Raw genomic sequence first — 14,488 nt, 5'->3', positions numbered from 1 at the left:
GCGAAAAGGCGGGGAGCGTTTCCCCGCCCGCGGCCATTGAGGCGAACGGATGACGAACAAGCCATGGAGCAAAACCGACGGATCAAAGAGGGAGGTATACCCCTTGCTAGATGTCAATAAATTCGAGTACATGAAAATCGGGCTCGCTTCCCCGGAGAAAATTCGTTCTTGGTCGTACGGTGAAGTCAAAAAGCCGGAAACGATCAACTACCGGACGCTAAAGCCGGAAAAAGACGGCTTGTTTTGCGAACGCATTTTCGGCCCGACAAAAGACTGGGAATGCCATTGCGGCAAGTATAAGCGCGTCCGCTACAAAGGGGTTGTCTGCGACCGCTGCGGCGTTGAAGTGACGCGGTCAAAAGTCCGCCGCGAACGGATGGGTCATATTGAGCTCGCTGCTCCGGTTTCCCACATCTGGTATTTCAAAGGCATCCCGAGCCGGATGGGGCTTGTGCTTGATATGTCGCCGCGGGCGCTCGAAGAAGTGATTTATTTTGCCTCTTACGTCGTCACCGATCCCGGCGATACGCCGCTGGAGAAAAAACAACTGCTGTCGGAAAAGGAATACCGCGCCTATCGCGAGAAATACGGCCAGTCGTTCCAAGCGTCGATGGGGGCGGAAGCGATCAAAAAGCTGCTTCAGGACATTGATTTGGATAAAGAAGTGGCGGCGTTGAAAGAAGAACTGAAGACGGCGCAAGGACAGCGGCGCGCCCGTATCATTAAACGGCTTGAAGTGCTTGAGGCGTTCCGCAGCTCCGGAAACGACCCAGCGTGGATGGTGCTAGATGTATTGCCGGTCATTCCGCCGGAATTGCGCCCGATGGTCCAGCTCGATGGGGGCCGGTTTGCGACATCGGACTTAAACGATTTGTACCGCCGCGTCATTAACCGCAACAACCGGCTGAAGCGCCTGCTTGACCTTGGCGCGCCGAATATTATCGTCCAAAACGAGAAACGGATGCTCCAGGAAGCGGTCGACGCCTTGATTGACAACGGCCGCCGCGGCCGTCCGGTGACCGGGCCGGGGAACCGCCCGTTAAAATCGCTTTCCCACATGCTGAAAGGGAAGCAAGGGCGCTTCCGGCAAAACCTGCTCGGCAAACGCGTTGACTACTCCGGCCGTTCCGTCATTGTCGTCGGTCCGAACTTGAAAATGTATCAATGCGGCCTGCCGAAAGAAATGGCGCTCGAGCTGTTTAAGCCGTTCGTCATGAAGGAGCTTGTGGAGCGGGGGTTGGCGCACAACATTAAAAGCGCGAAACGGAAAATTGAGCGCGTCCACCCTGAGGTATGGGATGTGCTTGAAGACGTCATTAAAGAGCATCCGGTGCTGCTCAACCGCGCCCCGACGCTTCACCGTCTCGGCATTCAAGCCTTTGAGCCGACGCTCGTCGAAGGCCGGGCCATCCGCCTTCATCCGCTCGTTTGTACGGCATACAACGCCGACTTCGACGGCGACCAAATGGCGGTGCACGTGCCGCTGTCGGCCGAGGCACAAGCGGAAGCTCGCCTGTTGATGCTGGCGGCGCAAAACATTTTGAACCCGAAAGACGGAAAGCCGGTCGTGACACCTTCCCAAGACATGGTGTTAGGAAACTATTACTTGACGATGGAACGCGAAGGGGCGATCGGCGAAGGCATGGTGTTCAAAGATACGGACGAAGCGCTGCTCGCTTACCATAACGGTTATGTCCATCTCCACTCGCGCATCGCCGTCCATGCCGGCTCGCTGAAAAATGAAACGTTTACCGAGGAGCAAAACAACAAACTGCTCTTAACGACGGTCGGAAAACTGATTTTCAACGAAATTTTGCCCAACTCGTTCCCGTACATTAACGAGCCGACGACGGAAAACATCGAAGGGCGGACGCCGGACAAGTATTTCCTTGACAAAGGGGTCGACGTGCGCGAGGAGATTCGCAAGCGCGAGCCTGTGCCGCCGTTTAAGAAAAAAGTGCTCGGGCAAATTATTGCTGAAGTGTTCAAGCGGTTCAAAATCACCGAGACGTCAAAAATGCTGGACCGCATGAAAGACCTCGGTTTCCAATATTCGACGAAAGCCGGGATTACGATCGGCGTCGCTGACATTGTCGTCTTGCCGGAAAAACAAGAAATTTTGGATGAGGCGCAAGCGAAGGTCGATACCGTCTTAAAGCAGTTCCGCCGCGGGTTGATCACCGACGAAGAGCGGTATGAGCGTGTCATCTCCATCTGGAGCGCGGCGAAAGATAAAATCCAAGACCGCTTGATGAAATCGCTCGATAAGCGCAACCCGATCTTTATGATGAGCGATTCCGGAGCGCGGGGGAACGCGTCGAACTTTACGCAGCTCGCCGGGATGCGCGGCTTAATGGCCAACCCGGCCGGCCGGATCATCGAACTGCCGATCAAATCGTCGTTCCGCGAAGGGCTGACAGTATTGGAGTACTTTATCTCGACGCACGGCGCCCGAAAAGGGTTGGCGGATACGGCGCTCAAAACGGCCGACTCGGGATATTTGACGAGACGTCTCGTCGATGTGGCGCAGGATGTCATCGTCCGCGAAGAGGATTGCGGCACCGACCGCGGCATTTTGGCACGCGCATTGACGGATGGCACCGAGGTCGTCGTCAAGCTGGAAGAACGGCTTGTCGGCCGCTATGCGCACAAAACGGTGCGCCATCCGGAAACCGGTGAAGTGATCGTCCGCAAAGATGAAATGATCACTGAAGACATTGCAAACGAAATTATTAAGGCGGGCATTACGGAAGTGTGGATCCGCTCCGTCTTTGCCTGCAACACGCGCCATGGCGTATGCAAAAAATGCTACGGCCGCAATATGGCGACGGGCATGGATGTGGAAGTTGGCGAGGCGGTCGGCATTATCGCCGCTCAATCGATCGGTGAGCCGGGCACGCAGCTGACGATGCGGACGTTCCATACGGGCGGCGTCGCCGGGGACGACATTACCCAAGGTTTGCCGCGGGTGCAGGAGCTGTTTGAGGCGCGCAATCCGAAAGGGCAAGCGGTCATTTCCGAAATCGACGGCACGGTCATTTCCGTGAACGAAACGCGCGACAACCAATATGAGATCGTTGTTCAAGGCGAGGTCGAAACGCGCACGTACGTTGCTCCATACAACGCGCGGATCAAAGTGGAAGAAGGACAGCGCGTCGAGCGCGGTCAGGAGCTGACAGAAGGCTCGGTCGACCCGAAACAGTTGTTGCGCGTGCGCGACATTACTTCTGTGCAAGAATACTTGCTCCGCGAAGTGCAAAAAGTATACCGGATGCAAGGGGTTGAAATCAGCGATAAGCATATTGAAGTGATGGTGCGGCAAATGCTGCGCAAAGTGCGCGTTGTCGATGCCGGCGATACGGATGTGCTGCCGGGCACGCTTTTGGACGTCCACCAGTTTACCGATGTCAACGCCCAAGCCATCCGCGAAGGAAAGCGACCGGCGACAGCCCGCCCGGTGCTGCTGGGTATTACGAAAGCGTCGCTTGAAACGGATTCGTTCTTGTCCGCGGCTTCGTTCCAAGAAACGACGCGCGTCCTGACCGACGCCGCCATCAAAGGGAAGCGGGATGAGCTGCTCGGCTTGAAAGAAAACGTCATTATCGGCAAACTTGTCCCAGCCGGAACGGGCATGGCCCGCTATCGAAAAGTAAAACCTGCCGTCAAGAAGGAAACGGCTGGCGATACGGTTCCATCGAAGTAAAAAGTAGAGATCGGTCGGTTCAAGGCAACCTTTGACCGGCCGGTCCTTGATGAAAAAAATCCAGTTGACAATGAACAAAGAAAATGGTAGTCTAATAAAGGTGTTCCAACAACCTGGTACTTTGGAGGATATGTTACATGTCTTATGAAAAAGTATTGCAGGCTGGGAAAATCGTCATTGGAACCAAACAAACGATAAGGGCTTTAAAGGAAGGGAAAGTAACGGAAGTGATCGTAGCGGAAGATGCCGATTTGCCGATTATCGAAAAAGTGACCGCTGCTGCCAATGAAGCGAACGTGCCGGTCACGAAAGTCGACTCGATGAAAAAGCTCGGCAAAGCATGCAAAATCCAAGTCGGCGCGGCTGCGGTGGCGATTCTCCGTTGACCAGTTTGCCTTTAAACCTTTGTTTGCATACATGATGAACCACCTGGATATGTGGGCTTAAACGATACATGTGAAAGGAGGAACTTTTTCATGCCTACAATCAACCAATTAGTCCGCAAAGGACGCGAGAAAAAAGTATTTAAATCGAAATCCCCTGCGTTGAACAAAGGGTACAACAGCTTCAAAAAAGAACAAACAAACGTGGCGTCTCCGCAAAAACGTGGCGTCTGCACGCGTGTCGGCACGATGACGCCGAAAAAACCGAACTCGGCGCTTCGGAAATATGCCCGTGTCCGTCTGACGAACGGGATCGAGGTAACGGCTTACATCCCGGGGATCGGCCATAACTTGCAAGAACACAGCGTTGTGCTGATCCGCGGCGGACGTGTTAAAGACTTGCCAGGGGTGCGCTACCATATCATCCGCGGTGCGCTTGATACGGCTGGCGTTGCCAACCGGATGCAAGGTCGTTCGAAATACGGCGCGAAAAAACCAAAAGCAGCGAAAAAATAATGAAGTGAAGAAAAAATAATGAAGTGAAGAGAATGTTTTCCTGAAGGGAGGAAAAACTATGCCACGTAGAGGCCCTGTTGCTAAACGTGACGTATTGCCAGACCCAATTTACAATTCAAAACTTGTTACCCGTTTGATCAATAAAATTATGATCGACGGAAAAAAATCAAAAGCGCAAAAAATTCTTTACACTGCCTTTGATATTATTCGTGAACGAACGGGTAAAGATCCAATGGAAGTGTTTGAGCAAGCGCTGAAAAACGTGATGCCGGTGTTGGAAGTGCGCGCTCGCCGCGTCGGCGGAGCGAACTACCAAGTTCCGGTCGAAGTCCGTCCAGATCGCCGCGTCTCCCTCGGATTGCGCTGGCTTGTGCAATACGCCCGCCTTCGCGGAGAGAAAACGATGGAAGAACGCTTGGCGAACGAAATTATGGATGCTGCCAACAACACGGGCGCAGCGGTGAAAAAACGCGAAGATACGCACAAAATGGCCGAAGCGAACAAAGCGTTTGCCCACTACCGCTGGTAAGAATAGCTGCTTGAAAGGAATAGGTGAAAAGGCGCAATCGACGGCCTGTTCACCTATCTTCCTACATATTTCGGCTTTTTGGCCGCGTGCGCGATCATTTCTCTGCAGAACAAGAGGATGGAGGCGCCATCTATCTATTTTATTTTGAAGGAAGGAGAAAATAACCACTATGGCAAGACAGTTCTCCTTGGAAAATACTCGCAACATCGGGATCATGGCGCACATTGACGCCGGGAAGACGACGACGACCGAACGGATCTTGTTCTATACCGGCCGTGTTCATAAAATCGGGGAAGTGCATGAAGGCGCAGCCACGATGGACTGGATGGAGCAAGAGCAAGAGCGCGGGATCACGATCACGTCGGCGGCGACAACGGCACAATGGAAAGGCCACCGCATCAACATCATCGATACGCCGGGGCACGTCGACTTCACGGTTGAGGTTGAACGTTCGTTGCGCGTATTGGATGGAGCTATCACGGTTTTAGACGCGCAGTCAGGTGTAGAGCCGCAAACGGAAACGGTTTGGCGCCAAGCGACGACGTATGGCGTTCCGCGGATCGTGTTCGTCAACAAAATGGACAAGATTGGTGCGGACTTCTTGTATGCGGTGAAAACGCTCCATGACCGCTTGCAAGCAAACGCTCACCCGGTGCAGCTGCCGATCGGCGCTGAAGACCAGTTCTCTGGCATTATCGACTTGGTTGAAATGTGCGCATACCATTACCACGATGAGCTCGGCAAAAACATTGAGCGCATTGAAATTCCGGAAGAATATCGCGATATGGCAGAAGAGTACCATAACAAGTTGGTTGAGGCGGTCGCTGAGCTGGACGAAGAATTAATGATGAAATATTTGGAAGGCGAAGAGATCACGAAAGAAGAGCTGAAAGCCGCCATCCGCAAGGCGACGATCAGCGTTGAATTCTTCCCGGTCTTCTGCGGCTCGGCGTTTAAAAACAAAGGTGTTCAGCTGCTTCTTGACGGCGTTGTCGACTACTTGCCGTCTCCGGTAGACATTCCGCCCATCCGCGGGGTGATTCCGGATACGGAAGAAGAAGTAACGCGTGAAGCGCGCGACGACGCTCCGTTTGCGGCGCTGGCATTCAAAATTATGACCGACCCGTATGTCGGGAAATTGACGTTCTTCCGCGTATACTCGGGAACGCTCGATTCCGGTTCGTACGTCATGAACTCGACGAAACGCAAACGCGAACGGATCGGCCGCTTGCTGCAAATGCACGCCAACCATCGGGAGGAAATCTCGAAAGTATACGCCGGCGACATTGCGGCAGCAGTAGGTTTAAAAGATACGACAACCGGCGATACTCTATGTGATGAGAAAAACCTCGTCATCCTAGAATCGATGCAGTTCCCAGAGCCGGTTATTTCGGTCGCGATCGAACCGAAATCGAAAGCAGACCAAGACAAAATGGGTCAAGCGCTGCAAAAATTGCAAGAAGAAGACCCGACGTTCCGCGCTCACACCGACCCGGAAACAGGGCAAACGATCATTTCCGGGATGGGCGAGCTGCATCTTGACATCATCGTTGACCGGATGCGCCGTGAGTTCAAAGTTGAGGCGAACGTCGGCGCGCCGCAAGTTGCTTACCGCGAAACGTTCCGCAAATCGGCCCAAGTCGAAGGCAAATTCGTTCGCCAGTCCGGCGGTCGCGGTCAATACGGTCACGTTTGGATCGAATTCTCGCCGAACGAACGCGGCAAAGGCTTCGAATTCGAAAACGCCATTGTCGGCGGTGTCGTTCCGAAAGAGTATGTGCCGGCCGTTCAAGCTGGTTTGGAAGAAGCGATGCAAAATGGCGTCTTAGCTGGCTATCCGATCGTCGACATTAAAGCGAAACTGTTCGACGGATCGTACCACGACGTCGACTCGAGTGAAATGGCGTTCAAAATCGCCGCTTCATTGGCGCTGAAAAACGCCGCGACGAAGTGTGAGCCGGTTCTCCTTGAGCCGATCATGAAAGTCGAAGTTGTCATCCCTGAGGAATACCTCGGCGACATTATGGGTGACATCACGTCTCGCCGCGGTCGCGTTGAAGGGATGGAAGCGCGCGGGAATGCCCAAGTCGTGCGCGCGATGGTACCGCTGGCCGAAATGTTCGGTTATGCGACATCGCTCCGTTCGAACACGCAAGGGCGCGGAACATTCTCGATGGTATTTGATCACTACGAAGAAGTTCCGAAAAACATCGCCGATGAAATTATCAAAAAAAATAAAGGCGAATAATTGATTTCTCTTGCTAGTTCCGCTATAAATACTTATGTAAGTAAGACTTGGGAACATTTTGTTCCCAAGCATCCTATACTTACCTAACTATACAAATTCATATTTTACTTTTAAGGAGGATCTTTCTCATGGCTAAAGCGAAATTTGAGCGCACGAAACCGCACGTCAACATTGGCACGATCGGCCACGTTGACCATGGGAAAACGACGCTGACAGCTGCGATCACGACGGTTCTTGCGAAACAAGGGAAAGCCGAAGCAAAAGCGTACGACCAAATCGACGCAGCTCCGGAAGAGCGTGAACGCGGGATCACGATTTCGACGGCCCACGTCGAGTATGAAACAGATGCTCGTCACTACGCGCACGTTGACTGCCCGGGCCACGCTGACTACGTCAAAAACATGATCACGGGCGCAGCGCAAATGGACGGTGCAATCCTTGTTGTATCGGCAGCTGACGGTCCGATGCCGCAAACGCGCGAACACATTCTTCTCTCCCGCCAAGTCGGCGTTCCGTACATCGTTGTTTTCTTGAACAAATGCGACATGGTGGACGACGAAGAATTGCTTGAACTCGTTGAAATGGAAGTTCGCGACCTTCTCTCTGAATACGACTTCCCGGGCGATGAAGTGCCGGTTATCAAAGGTTCGGCATTAAAAGCGCTCGAAGGCGATCCGAAATGGGAAGAAAAAATCATTGAATTGATGAACGCGGTTGATGAGTACATCCCGACTCCGCAACGTGAAGTTGACAAACCGTTCATGATGCCGATTGAGGACGTTTTCTCGATCACAGGCCGTGGTACGGTTGCGACGGGCCGTGTTGAGCGCGGTACGCTCAAAGTCGGTGACCCGGTTGAAATCATCGGTCTTTCTGACGAGCCGAAAGCCACGACGGTTACGGGTGTTGAAATGTTCCGTAAACTTCTTGACCAAGCAGAAGCTGGAGACAACATCGGTGCGCTTCTCCGCGGTGTATCGCGCGACGAAGTTGAGCGCGGCCAAGTATTGGCAAAACCGGGCTCAATCACGCCGCATACGAAATTTAAAGCACAAGTTTACGTTCTGACGAAAGAGGAAGGCGGACGCCATACTCCGTTCTTCTCGAACTATCGTCCGCAATTCTACTTCCGCACAACGGACGTAACAGGCATCATCACGCTTCCGGAAGGCGTTGAAATGGTTATGCCTGGCGACAACGTTGAGATGACGGTTGAGCTGATCGCACCGATCGCGATCGAGGAAGGAACGAAATTCTCGATCCGTGAAGGCGGCCGTACAGTTGGCGCTGGTTCCGTATCGGAAATCATCGAGTAATCAAGAAAAAAGGATGTCCAACGATTGGACATCCTTTTTTCTTTATCCTGGCTGCCAGAGAATCCTATTCATCACCGTTCTTTCAATCTTTGACGCGGCTTTGCCAAACTTCACCGTTTGGGTGTCTTGTTGAAAATGAGGCGGCCGCTATGTATAATGAGGAAGTGTGGGAAAAGCGAAGAAATCACTTGCAATCTCGCTTACATACGAGTATAATATCAAATGTTGGTCTTTGACTGCGATGAAGTGGAAGGTTGCTGACACACCCGGCCGCTTTGCCACGGCGGTGTGCAGGAAATTTCCATGGAGAAGTCTATTTTCAAAATAGGCGAAGAAGGAGGGAAACCAAAATGGCAAAAGAAAAAATCCGTATTCGTTTAAAGGCTTATGATCATCGAATTTTAGATCAATCGGCAGAGAAAATCGTCGAAACGGCAAAACGTTCTGGGGCGAAAGTGTCGGGGCCGATCCCGCTGCCGACGGAAAGAACGGTCTATACGATTTTGCGTGCCGTTCACAAGTACAAAGACTCTCGTGAACAATTCGAAATGCGGACACACAAACGTTTGATTGACATTATCAATCCGACTCCGCAAACGGTTGATTCGTTGATGCGGCTGGATTTGCCGTCGGGCGTTGATATTGAAATTAAACTTTAATCGATTAGGAGGTGTGACGAATGACGAAGGGAATCTTAGGCAGAAAAATCGGTATGACGCAAATATTTGCGGAAAATGGCGATTTGATTCCGGTTACTGTCATCCATGCAACGCCAAACGTCGTGTTGCAAAAGAAAACGATCGAAAACGACGGTTATGAAGCGATCCAATTAGGGTTTGAAGATATTAGCGAAAAACGCGCCAACAAACCGCAAATTGGCCATGCTGCCAAAGCAAACACGGCACCTAAGCGCTTCATTCGTGAAATTCGCGGCGCCAACATCAATGAGTATGAAGTTGGCCAAGAAGTAAAAGTGGACATTTTCAGCGAAGGCGACATCGTCGATGTCACAGGCATTTCCAAAGGGAAAGGGTTCCAAGGGGCCATTAAGCGCCACGGCCAGTCGCGCGGGCCAATGGCTCACGGTTCTCGCTATCATCGTCGCCCGGGTTCGATGGGTGCCATCGCGCCAAACCGCGTATTCAAAACGAAAAACTTGCCGGGACGCATGGGCGGCGAGCGTGTGACGATTCAAAACTTGAAAATTGTCAAGGTCGATCCGGAACGTAACTTGTTGCTCATCAAAGGGAACGTACCGGGCCCGAGAAAAGGATTAGTGATCGTAAAAAGCGCCGTTAAAGCGAAAGCGAAGGCGAAATAACATTTGGCCGAGAAAGGAGGAACTACGTAATGCCAAAAGTAGCATTATATAACCAAAACGGGCAGACAGTCGGAGAAATCGAGCTGAACGATGCCGTTTTTGGGATTGAACCGAATAAACACGTATTGTTCGAAGCTGTCATTATGCAGCGCGCCTCGATGCGCCAAGGAACGCACAAAACGAAAAACCGCGCGGAAGTGAGCGGCGGCGGCCGCAAACCGTGGCGTCAAAAAGGGACAGGACGCGCCCGCCAAGGTTCGATTCGCGCTCCGCAATGGCGCGGCGGCGGCACGGTCTTTGGTCCGGTTCCGCGCAGCTACAGCTACAAATTGCCGAAAAAAGTCCGCCGTTTAGCGATCAAATCGGCATTGTCTTCAAAAGTGCTCGAAAACGACATCGTGGTACTGGACCAATTGTCGCTTGAAGCACCGAAGACGAAGGAAATGGTCAAAATTTTAAACAATCTCTCGGTGGATCGGAAAGCACTCATTGTGACCGACGAGCTCAATGAGAATGTATATTTGTCGGCGCGCAACATCCCGGGCGTCAAAGTCGTTCCAGCCAACGGCATCAACGTGCTTGACGTGTTAAACCACGATAAGCTCGTCATTACGAAGGCGGCCGTGGAGAAAGTAGAGGAGGTGCTTGCATAATGAAAGACCCTCGCGACATTATTAAGCGCCCCATCATCACGGAAAACACAATGAATTTGATCGGGCAAAAGAAATATACGTTTGAGGTCGACGTCAAAGCGAACAAAACGGAAGTGAAAGACGCGGTCGAGAAAATTTTTGGCGTCAAAGTCGAGAAAGTCAACATCATGAACTATAAAGGGAAATTTAAACGCGTCGGCCGCTACAGCGGCTATACGAACCGCCGCCGCAAAGCGATCGTCACGCTGACGCCAGACAGCAAAGAAATCGAACTGTTTGAAGTGTAAGACTAAAAGCGAAGGAGGGACATTCCGATGGCGATTAAAAAATACAAACCGACATCGAACGGCCGTCGCGGCATGACGGTGCTTGATTTCTCGGAGATCACGACAGACCAGCCGGAAAAATCGCTGCTTGCTCCATTAAAGAAAAAAGCAGGCCGCAACAACCAAGGGAAAATTACCGTTCGCCATCAAGGCGGGGGTCATAAGCGTCAATACCGGATCATCGACTTTAAGCGTGACAAAGATGGAATTCCAGGACGCGTTGCTACGATTGAGTACGATCCGAACCGCTCGGCGAACATCGCGCTCATCAACTATGCAGACGGTGAAAAACGGTACATCATCGCGCCGAAAAACTTAAAAGTCGGCATGGAAATCATGTCGGGTCCGGATGCGGACATTAAAATCGGGAATGCATTGCCGCTTGAAAACATCCCGGTCGGTACGCTTGTCCACAACATCGAATTGAAGCCGGGCCGCGGCGGGCAATTGGTGCGCGCAGCCGGAACGTCGGCGCAAGTGCTCGGGAAAGAAGGCAAATATGTCATCGTTCGCCTCGCTTCGGGCGAAGTGCGCATGATTTTGGGCAAATGCCGCGCTACTGTCGGTGAAGTCGGCAACGAGCAGCACGAACTTGTCAACATCGGGAAAGCAGGGCGCGCTCGCTGGTTAGGCATCCGTCCGACTGTTCGCGGTTCGGTTATGAACCCAGTTGATCATCCGCACGGCGGTGGTGAAGGGAAAGCACCGATCGGACGCAAGTCGCCGATGACGCCGTGGGGCAAACCGACGCTCGGATACAAAACGCGCAAAAAGAAAAACAAATCGGATAAATTCATCATTCGCCGCCGTAAGAAATAATGAACGAGCGCAATTCAGAAGGGAGGTTCACTTATGGGTCGCAGCTTGAAAAAAGGTCCGTTTTGCGATGAACATTTGATGAAAAAAATCGAAAAGCTCAATGAAACTGGGCAAAAACAAGTGATCAAAACATGGTCTCGCCGTTCGACGATCTTCCCGCAGTTTGTCGGCCATACGATCGCCGTATATGACGGCCGCAAACATGTACCGGTATACATCACAGAAGACATGGTCGGGCACAAATTGGGTGAATTTGCGCCGACGCGCACGTTCCGCGGCCATGCTGGCGATGACAAGAAAACAAAACGGTAATGAGAGGAGGTTCTGGATATGCAAGCTAAAGCTGTTGCGAGAACCGTTCGCATCGCTCCTCGTAAAGCGCGCTTAGTCATTGACTTGATCCGTGGGAAGGAAGTGGGCGAAGCATTCGCGATTTTGCGCCACACGCCAAAAGCGGCTTCCCCGATCATTGAAAAAGTGTTGAAATCGGCTGTTGCCAACGCTGAACACAACTATGACATGGACGTCAACAACTTGGTCATTTCCCAAGCGTACGTTGATGAAGGTCCAACGTTGAAACGTTTCCGTCCGCGTGCGATGGGCCGGGCAAGCGCCATTAATAAACGCACAAGCCATATTACAATCGTCGTGTCAGAAAAGAAGGAGGGATAATCCGTGGGTCAAAAGGTCAATCCGATCGGTCTGCGCATCGGCATCATTCGTGACTGGGAATCGAGATGGTATGCGGAAAAAGACTATGCAGACCTCGTGCATGAGGACTTAAAAATCCGTGAATACATCAACAAACGTTTGCAGGACGCAGCCGTTTCCCGCGTAGAGATTGAACGCGCCGCCAACCGCGTCAACGTGACGATCCATACGGCGAAACCGGGCATGGTCATCGGGAAAGGCGGTTCGGAAGTGGAAGCGCTCCGCAAAGCGCTCACGCAATTGACCGGCAAACGCGTTCACATCAACATCGTTGAAATCAAAAAACCGGATTTGGATGCGAAACTTGTTGCGGAAAATATTGCCCGCCAGCTTGAAAACCGCGTATCGTTCCGCCGGGCGCAAAAACAAGCGATTCAACGGGCGATGCGCGCCGGGGCGAAAGGGATCAAAACGATGGTGTCCGGCCGCTTAGGCGGTGCAGAGATTGCACGTTCGGAACATTACAGCGAAGGGACGGTTCCACTCCATACGCTGCGCGCTGACATTGACTATGCGACGGCAGAAGCCGATACGACGTACGGAAAAATCGGCGTGAAAGTATGGATTTACCGTGGGGAAGTCCTTCCGACAAAGAAAAAAGCTGAGGAAGGAGGAAAATAATCATGTTAATGCCAAAACGCGTCAAATATCGCCGTGAACATCGCGGACGGATGAAAGGCCGCGCCAAAGGCGGTACGGAAGTTCATTTTGGTGAATTCGGCCTGCAAGCGCTGGAATCGGCTTGGATTACGAACCGGCAAATTGAGGCCGCCCGTCGGGCAATGACCCGCTACATGAGACGGGGCGGAAAAGTATGGATTCGCATTTTCCCTTCGAAACCATACACAGCGAAACCGCTTGAAGTGCGGATGGGTTCCGGTAAAGGGGCTCCGGAAGGCTGGGTTGCCGTTGTCAAACCAGGCAAAGTGATGTTTGAAGTGGGCGGTGTTTCCGAGGAAGTGGCACGTGAAGCGTTGCGTTTGGCTTCTCACAAACTTCCGATCAAATGCAAATTCGTAAAACGTGAAGAAACTGGTGGTGAAGCGTAATGAAAGCGAAAGAAATCCGTGAGTTAACCACTGCCGAAATCGAACAAAAAATTAAAGCGTTGAAGGAAGAATTGTTCAACCTTCGCTTCCAGCTGGCGACGGGCCAACTGGAAAACACGGCGCGCATCCGCCAAGTGCGCAAAGACATCGCCCGTATGAAAACGATCATTCGCGAACGTGAGCTCGCTGCCAATAAATAATGTTTGAGAGGAGGTTTGCGGAATGAGCGAACGCAATCAACGAAAAGTGTACGTCGGACGGGTCGTATCAGACAAAATGGACAAAACGATTACCGTTTTGGTTGAAACGTACAAAAAACATCCGTTATACGGCAAGCGCGTGAAATATTCGAAAAAATATAAAGCGCATGACGAACATAACGAAGCGAAAGTGGGCGACATCGTCAAAATCATGGAAACCCGCCCGCTGTCGGCAACGAAACGATTCCGCCTCGTCGAGATCGTTGAAAAAGCAGTTGTTCTGTAATCATTTCATTCCAGTTCGGGGAGATAAGTCCGAAAGGAGGTTTCGTCGATGATTCAACAAGAATCTCGCTTAAAAGTAGCTGATAACTCTGGCGCACGCGAAGTGCTTGTCATTAAAGTGCTCGGAGGCTCGGGCCGCCGCTATGCGAACATCGGCGATGTTGTTGTCGCTACGGTTAAAGATGCGACGCCAGGTGGCGTTGTTAAAAAAGGTCAAGTCGTAAAAGCGGTGGTCGTCCGCACAAAACGCGGGGTGCGCCGTCCGGACGGTTCATATATCCGTTTTGACGAGAACGCCTGCGTCATCATCCGTGATGACAAAAGCCCGCGCGGCACGCGTATTTTTGGGCCGGTTGCCCGCGAACTGCGCGACAAAGATTTCATGAAAATCATTTCGTTAGCCCCGGAAGTTATCTAATGGGACGGAAG

At 52.0% G+C, this 14,488-nt stretch carries 18 protein-coding genes; all 18 read left to right on the top strand.

Annotated elements, in window-relative coordinates; translation table 11 throughout:
• Nucleotides 1-103: 103 nt before the first annotated feature.
• The gene (gene rpoC, locus AP057_RS04080; protein ID WP_033017247.1) at nt 104-3,703 is read left to right on the top strand and encodes a DNA-directed RNA polymerase subunit beta'; all 3,600 of its coding nucleotides are present in this window, start codon (nt 104-106) and stop codon (nt 3,701-3,703) included.
• A 137-nt stretch (nt 3,704-3,840) separates the two neighbouring features.
• Nucleotides 3,841-4,089 carry a 50S ribosomal protein L7ae-like protein gene (locus tag AP057_RS04075; protein WP_033017245.1) on the top strand — a complete coding sequence of 83 codons (249 nt, stop codon included), beginning with the start codon at nt 3,841-3,843 and terminating at the stop codon, nt 4,087-4,089.
• 90 nt (nt 4,090-4,179) lie between these two features.
• On the top strand, nt 4,180-4,602 hold the full coding sequence (gene rpsL / locus AP057_RS04070; RefSeq protein WP_033008650.1) for a 30S ribosomal protein S12: 423 nt from the start codon (nt 4,180-4,182) through the stop codon (nt 4,600-4,602).
• Nucleotides 4,603-4,660: 58 nt separating this feature from the next.
• The gene (rpsG, locus tag AP057_RS04065) at nt 4,661-5,131 is read left to right on the top strand and encodes a 30S ribosomal protein S7 (protein WP_033008652.1); all 471 of its coding nucleotides are present in this window, start codon (nt 4,661-4,663) and stop codon (nt 5,129-5,131) included.
• Nucleotides 5,132-5,300: 169 nt separating this feature from the next.
• Entirely contained in the window at nt 5,301-7,379 is a 2,079-nt protein-coding gene (gene fusA, locus AP057_RS04060; RefSeq protein ID WP_055358131.1) for an elongation factor G, read from the top strand.
• Nucleotides 7,380-7,507: 128 nt separating this feature from the next.
• Nucleotides 7,508-8,695 carry an elongation factor Tu gene (gene tuf / locus AP057_RS04055; protein ID WP_055358130.1) on the top strand — a complete coding sequence of 396 codons (1,188 nt, stop codon included), beginning with the start codon at nt 7,508-7,510 and terminating at the stop codon, nt 8,693-8,695.
• Nucleotides 8,696-9,045: 350 nt separating this feature from the next.
• On the top strand, nt 9,046-9,354 hold the full coding sequence (rpsJ, locus tag AP057_RS04050) for a 30S ribosomal protein S10 (protein WP_008881945.1): 309 nt from the start codon (nt 9,046-9,048) through the stop codon (nt 9,352-9,354).
• A 20-nt stretch (nt 9,355-9,374) separates the two neighbouring features.
• Complete coding sequence (gene rplC, locus AP057_RS04045) at nt 9,375-10,016, top strand: 50S ribosomal protein L3 (RefSeq protein ID WP_033008659.1); 642 nt, start codon at nt 9,375-9,377, stop codon at nt 10,014-10,016.
• A 29-nt stretch (nt 10,017-10,045) separates the two neighbouring features.
• Nucleotides 10,046-10,669 (top strand): 50S ribosomal protein L4, encoded by a 624-nt coding sequence (rplD, locus tag AP057_RS04040; RefSeq protein WP_033008661.1) that lies wholly within the window; start codon nt 10,046-10,048, stop codon nt 10,667-10,669.
• Entirely contained in the window at nt 10,669-10,956 is a 288-nt protein-coding gene (rplW, locus tag AP057_RS04035) for a 50S ribosomal protein L23 (protein WP_033008663.1), read from the top strand. The genes rplD and rplW overlap by 1 nt, the downstream gene beginning before the upstream one ends.
• Nucleotides 10,957-10,983: 27 nt before the next feature.
• The gene (gene rplB / locus AP057_RS04030; protein WP_011229623.1) at nt 10,984-11,814 is read left to right on the top strand and encodes a 50S ribosomal protein L2; all 831 of its coding nucleotides are present in this window, start codon (nt 10,984-10,986) and stop codon (nt 11,812-11,814) included.
• Between the two features lie 33 nt (nt 11,815-11,847).
• The gene (rpsS, locus tag AP057_RS04025) at nt 11,848-12,126 is read left to right on the top strand and encodes a 30S ribosomal protein S19 (RefSeq protein WP_003247570.1); all 279 of its coding nucleotides are present in this window, start codon (nt 11,848-11,850) and stop codon (nt 12,124-12,126) included.
• Between the two features lie 18 nt (nt 12,127-12,144).
• Nucleotides 12,145-12,486: a 50S ribosomal protein L22 gene (gene rplV, locus AP057_RS04020; RefSeq protein WP_033008668.1), complete on the top strand. Its 342-nt coding sequence runs from the start codon at nt 12,145-12,147 to the stop codon at nt 12,484-12,486.
• A 3-nt stretch (nt 12,487-12,489) separates the two neighbouring features.
• Entirely contained in the window at nt 12,490-13,146 is a 657-nt protein-coding gene (rpsC, locus tag AP057_RS04015) for a 30S ribosomal protein S3 (RefSeq protein WP_033008670.1), read from the top strand.
• Nucleotides 13,147-13,148: 2 nt separating this feature from the next.
• Entirely contained in the window at nt 13,149-13,574 is a 426-nt protein-coding gene (gene rplP, locus AP057_RS04010) for a 50S ribosomal protein L16 (RefSeq protein ID WP_011229627.1), read from the top strand.
• Complete coding sequence (gene rpmC, locus AP057_RS04005; protein WP_011229628.1) at nt 13,574-13,774, top strand: 50S ribosomal protein L29; 201 nt, start codon at nt 13,574-13,576, stop codon at nt 13,772-13,774. Before rplP ends, rpmC begins: the two co-directional genes overlap by 1 nt.
• Before the next feature lie 22 nt (nt 13,775-13,796).
• Entirely contained in the window at nt 13,797-14,060 is a 264-nt protein-coding gene (rpsQ, locus tag AP057_RS04000) for a 30S ribosomal protein S17 (RefSeq protein ID WP_033008672.1), read from the top strand.
• Between the two features lie 48 nt (nt 14,061-14,108).
• Entirely contained in the window at nt 14,109-14,477 is a 369-nt protein-coding gene (rplN, locus tag AP057_RS03995; protein WP_011229630.1) for a 50S ribosomal protein L14, read from the top strand.
• Nucleotides 14,478-14,488 lie beyond the last annotated feature (11 nt).

The sequence above is a fragment of the Geobacillus sp. Sah69 genome, assembly GCF_001414205.1.
Classification (GTDB): Bacteria; Bacillota; Bacilli; order Bacillales; family Anoxybacillaceae; genus Geobacillus; species Geobacillus stearothermophilus.
This window is presented reverse-complemented; position numbering and strand designations above follow the sequence as displayed.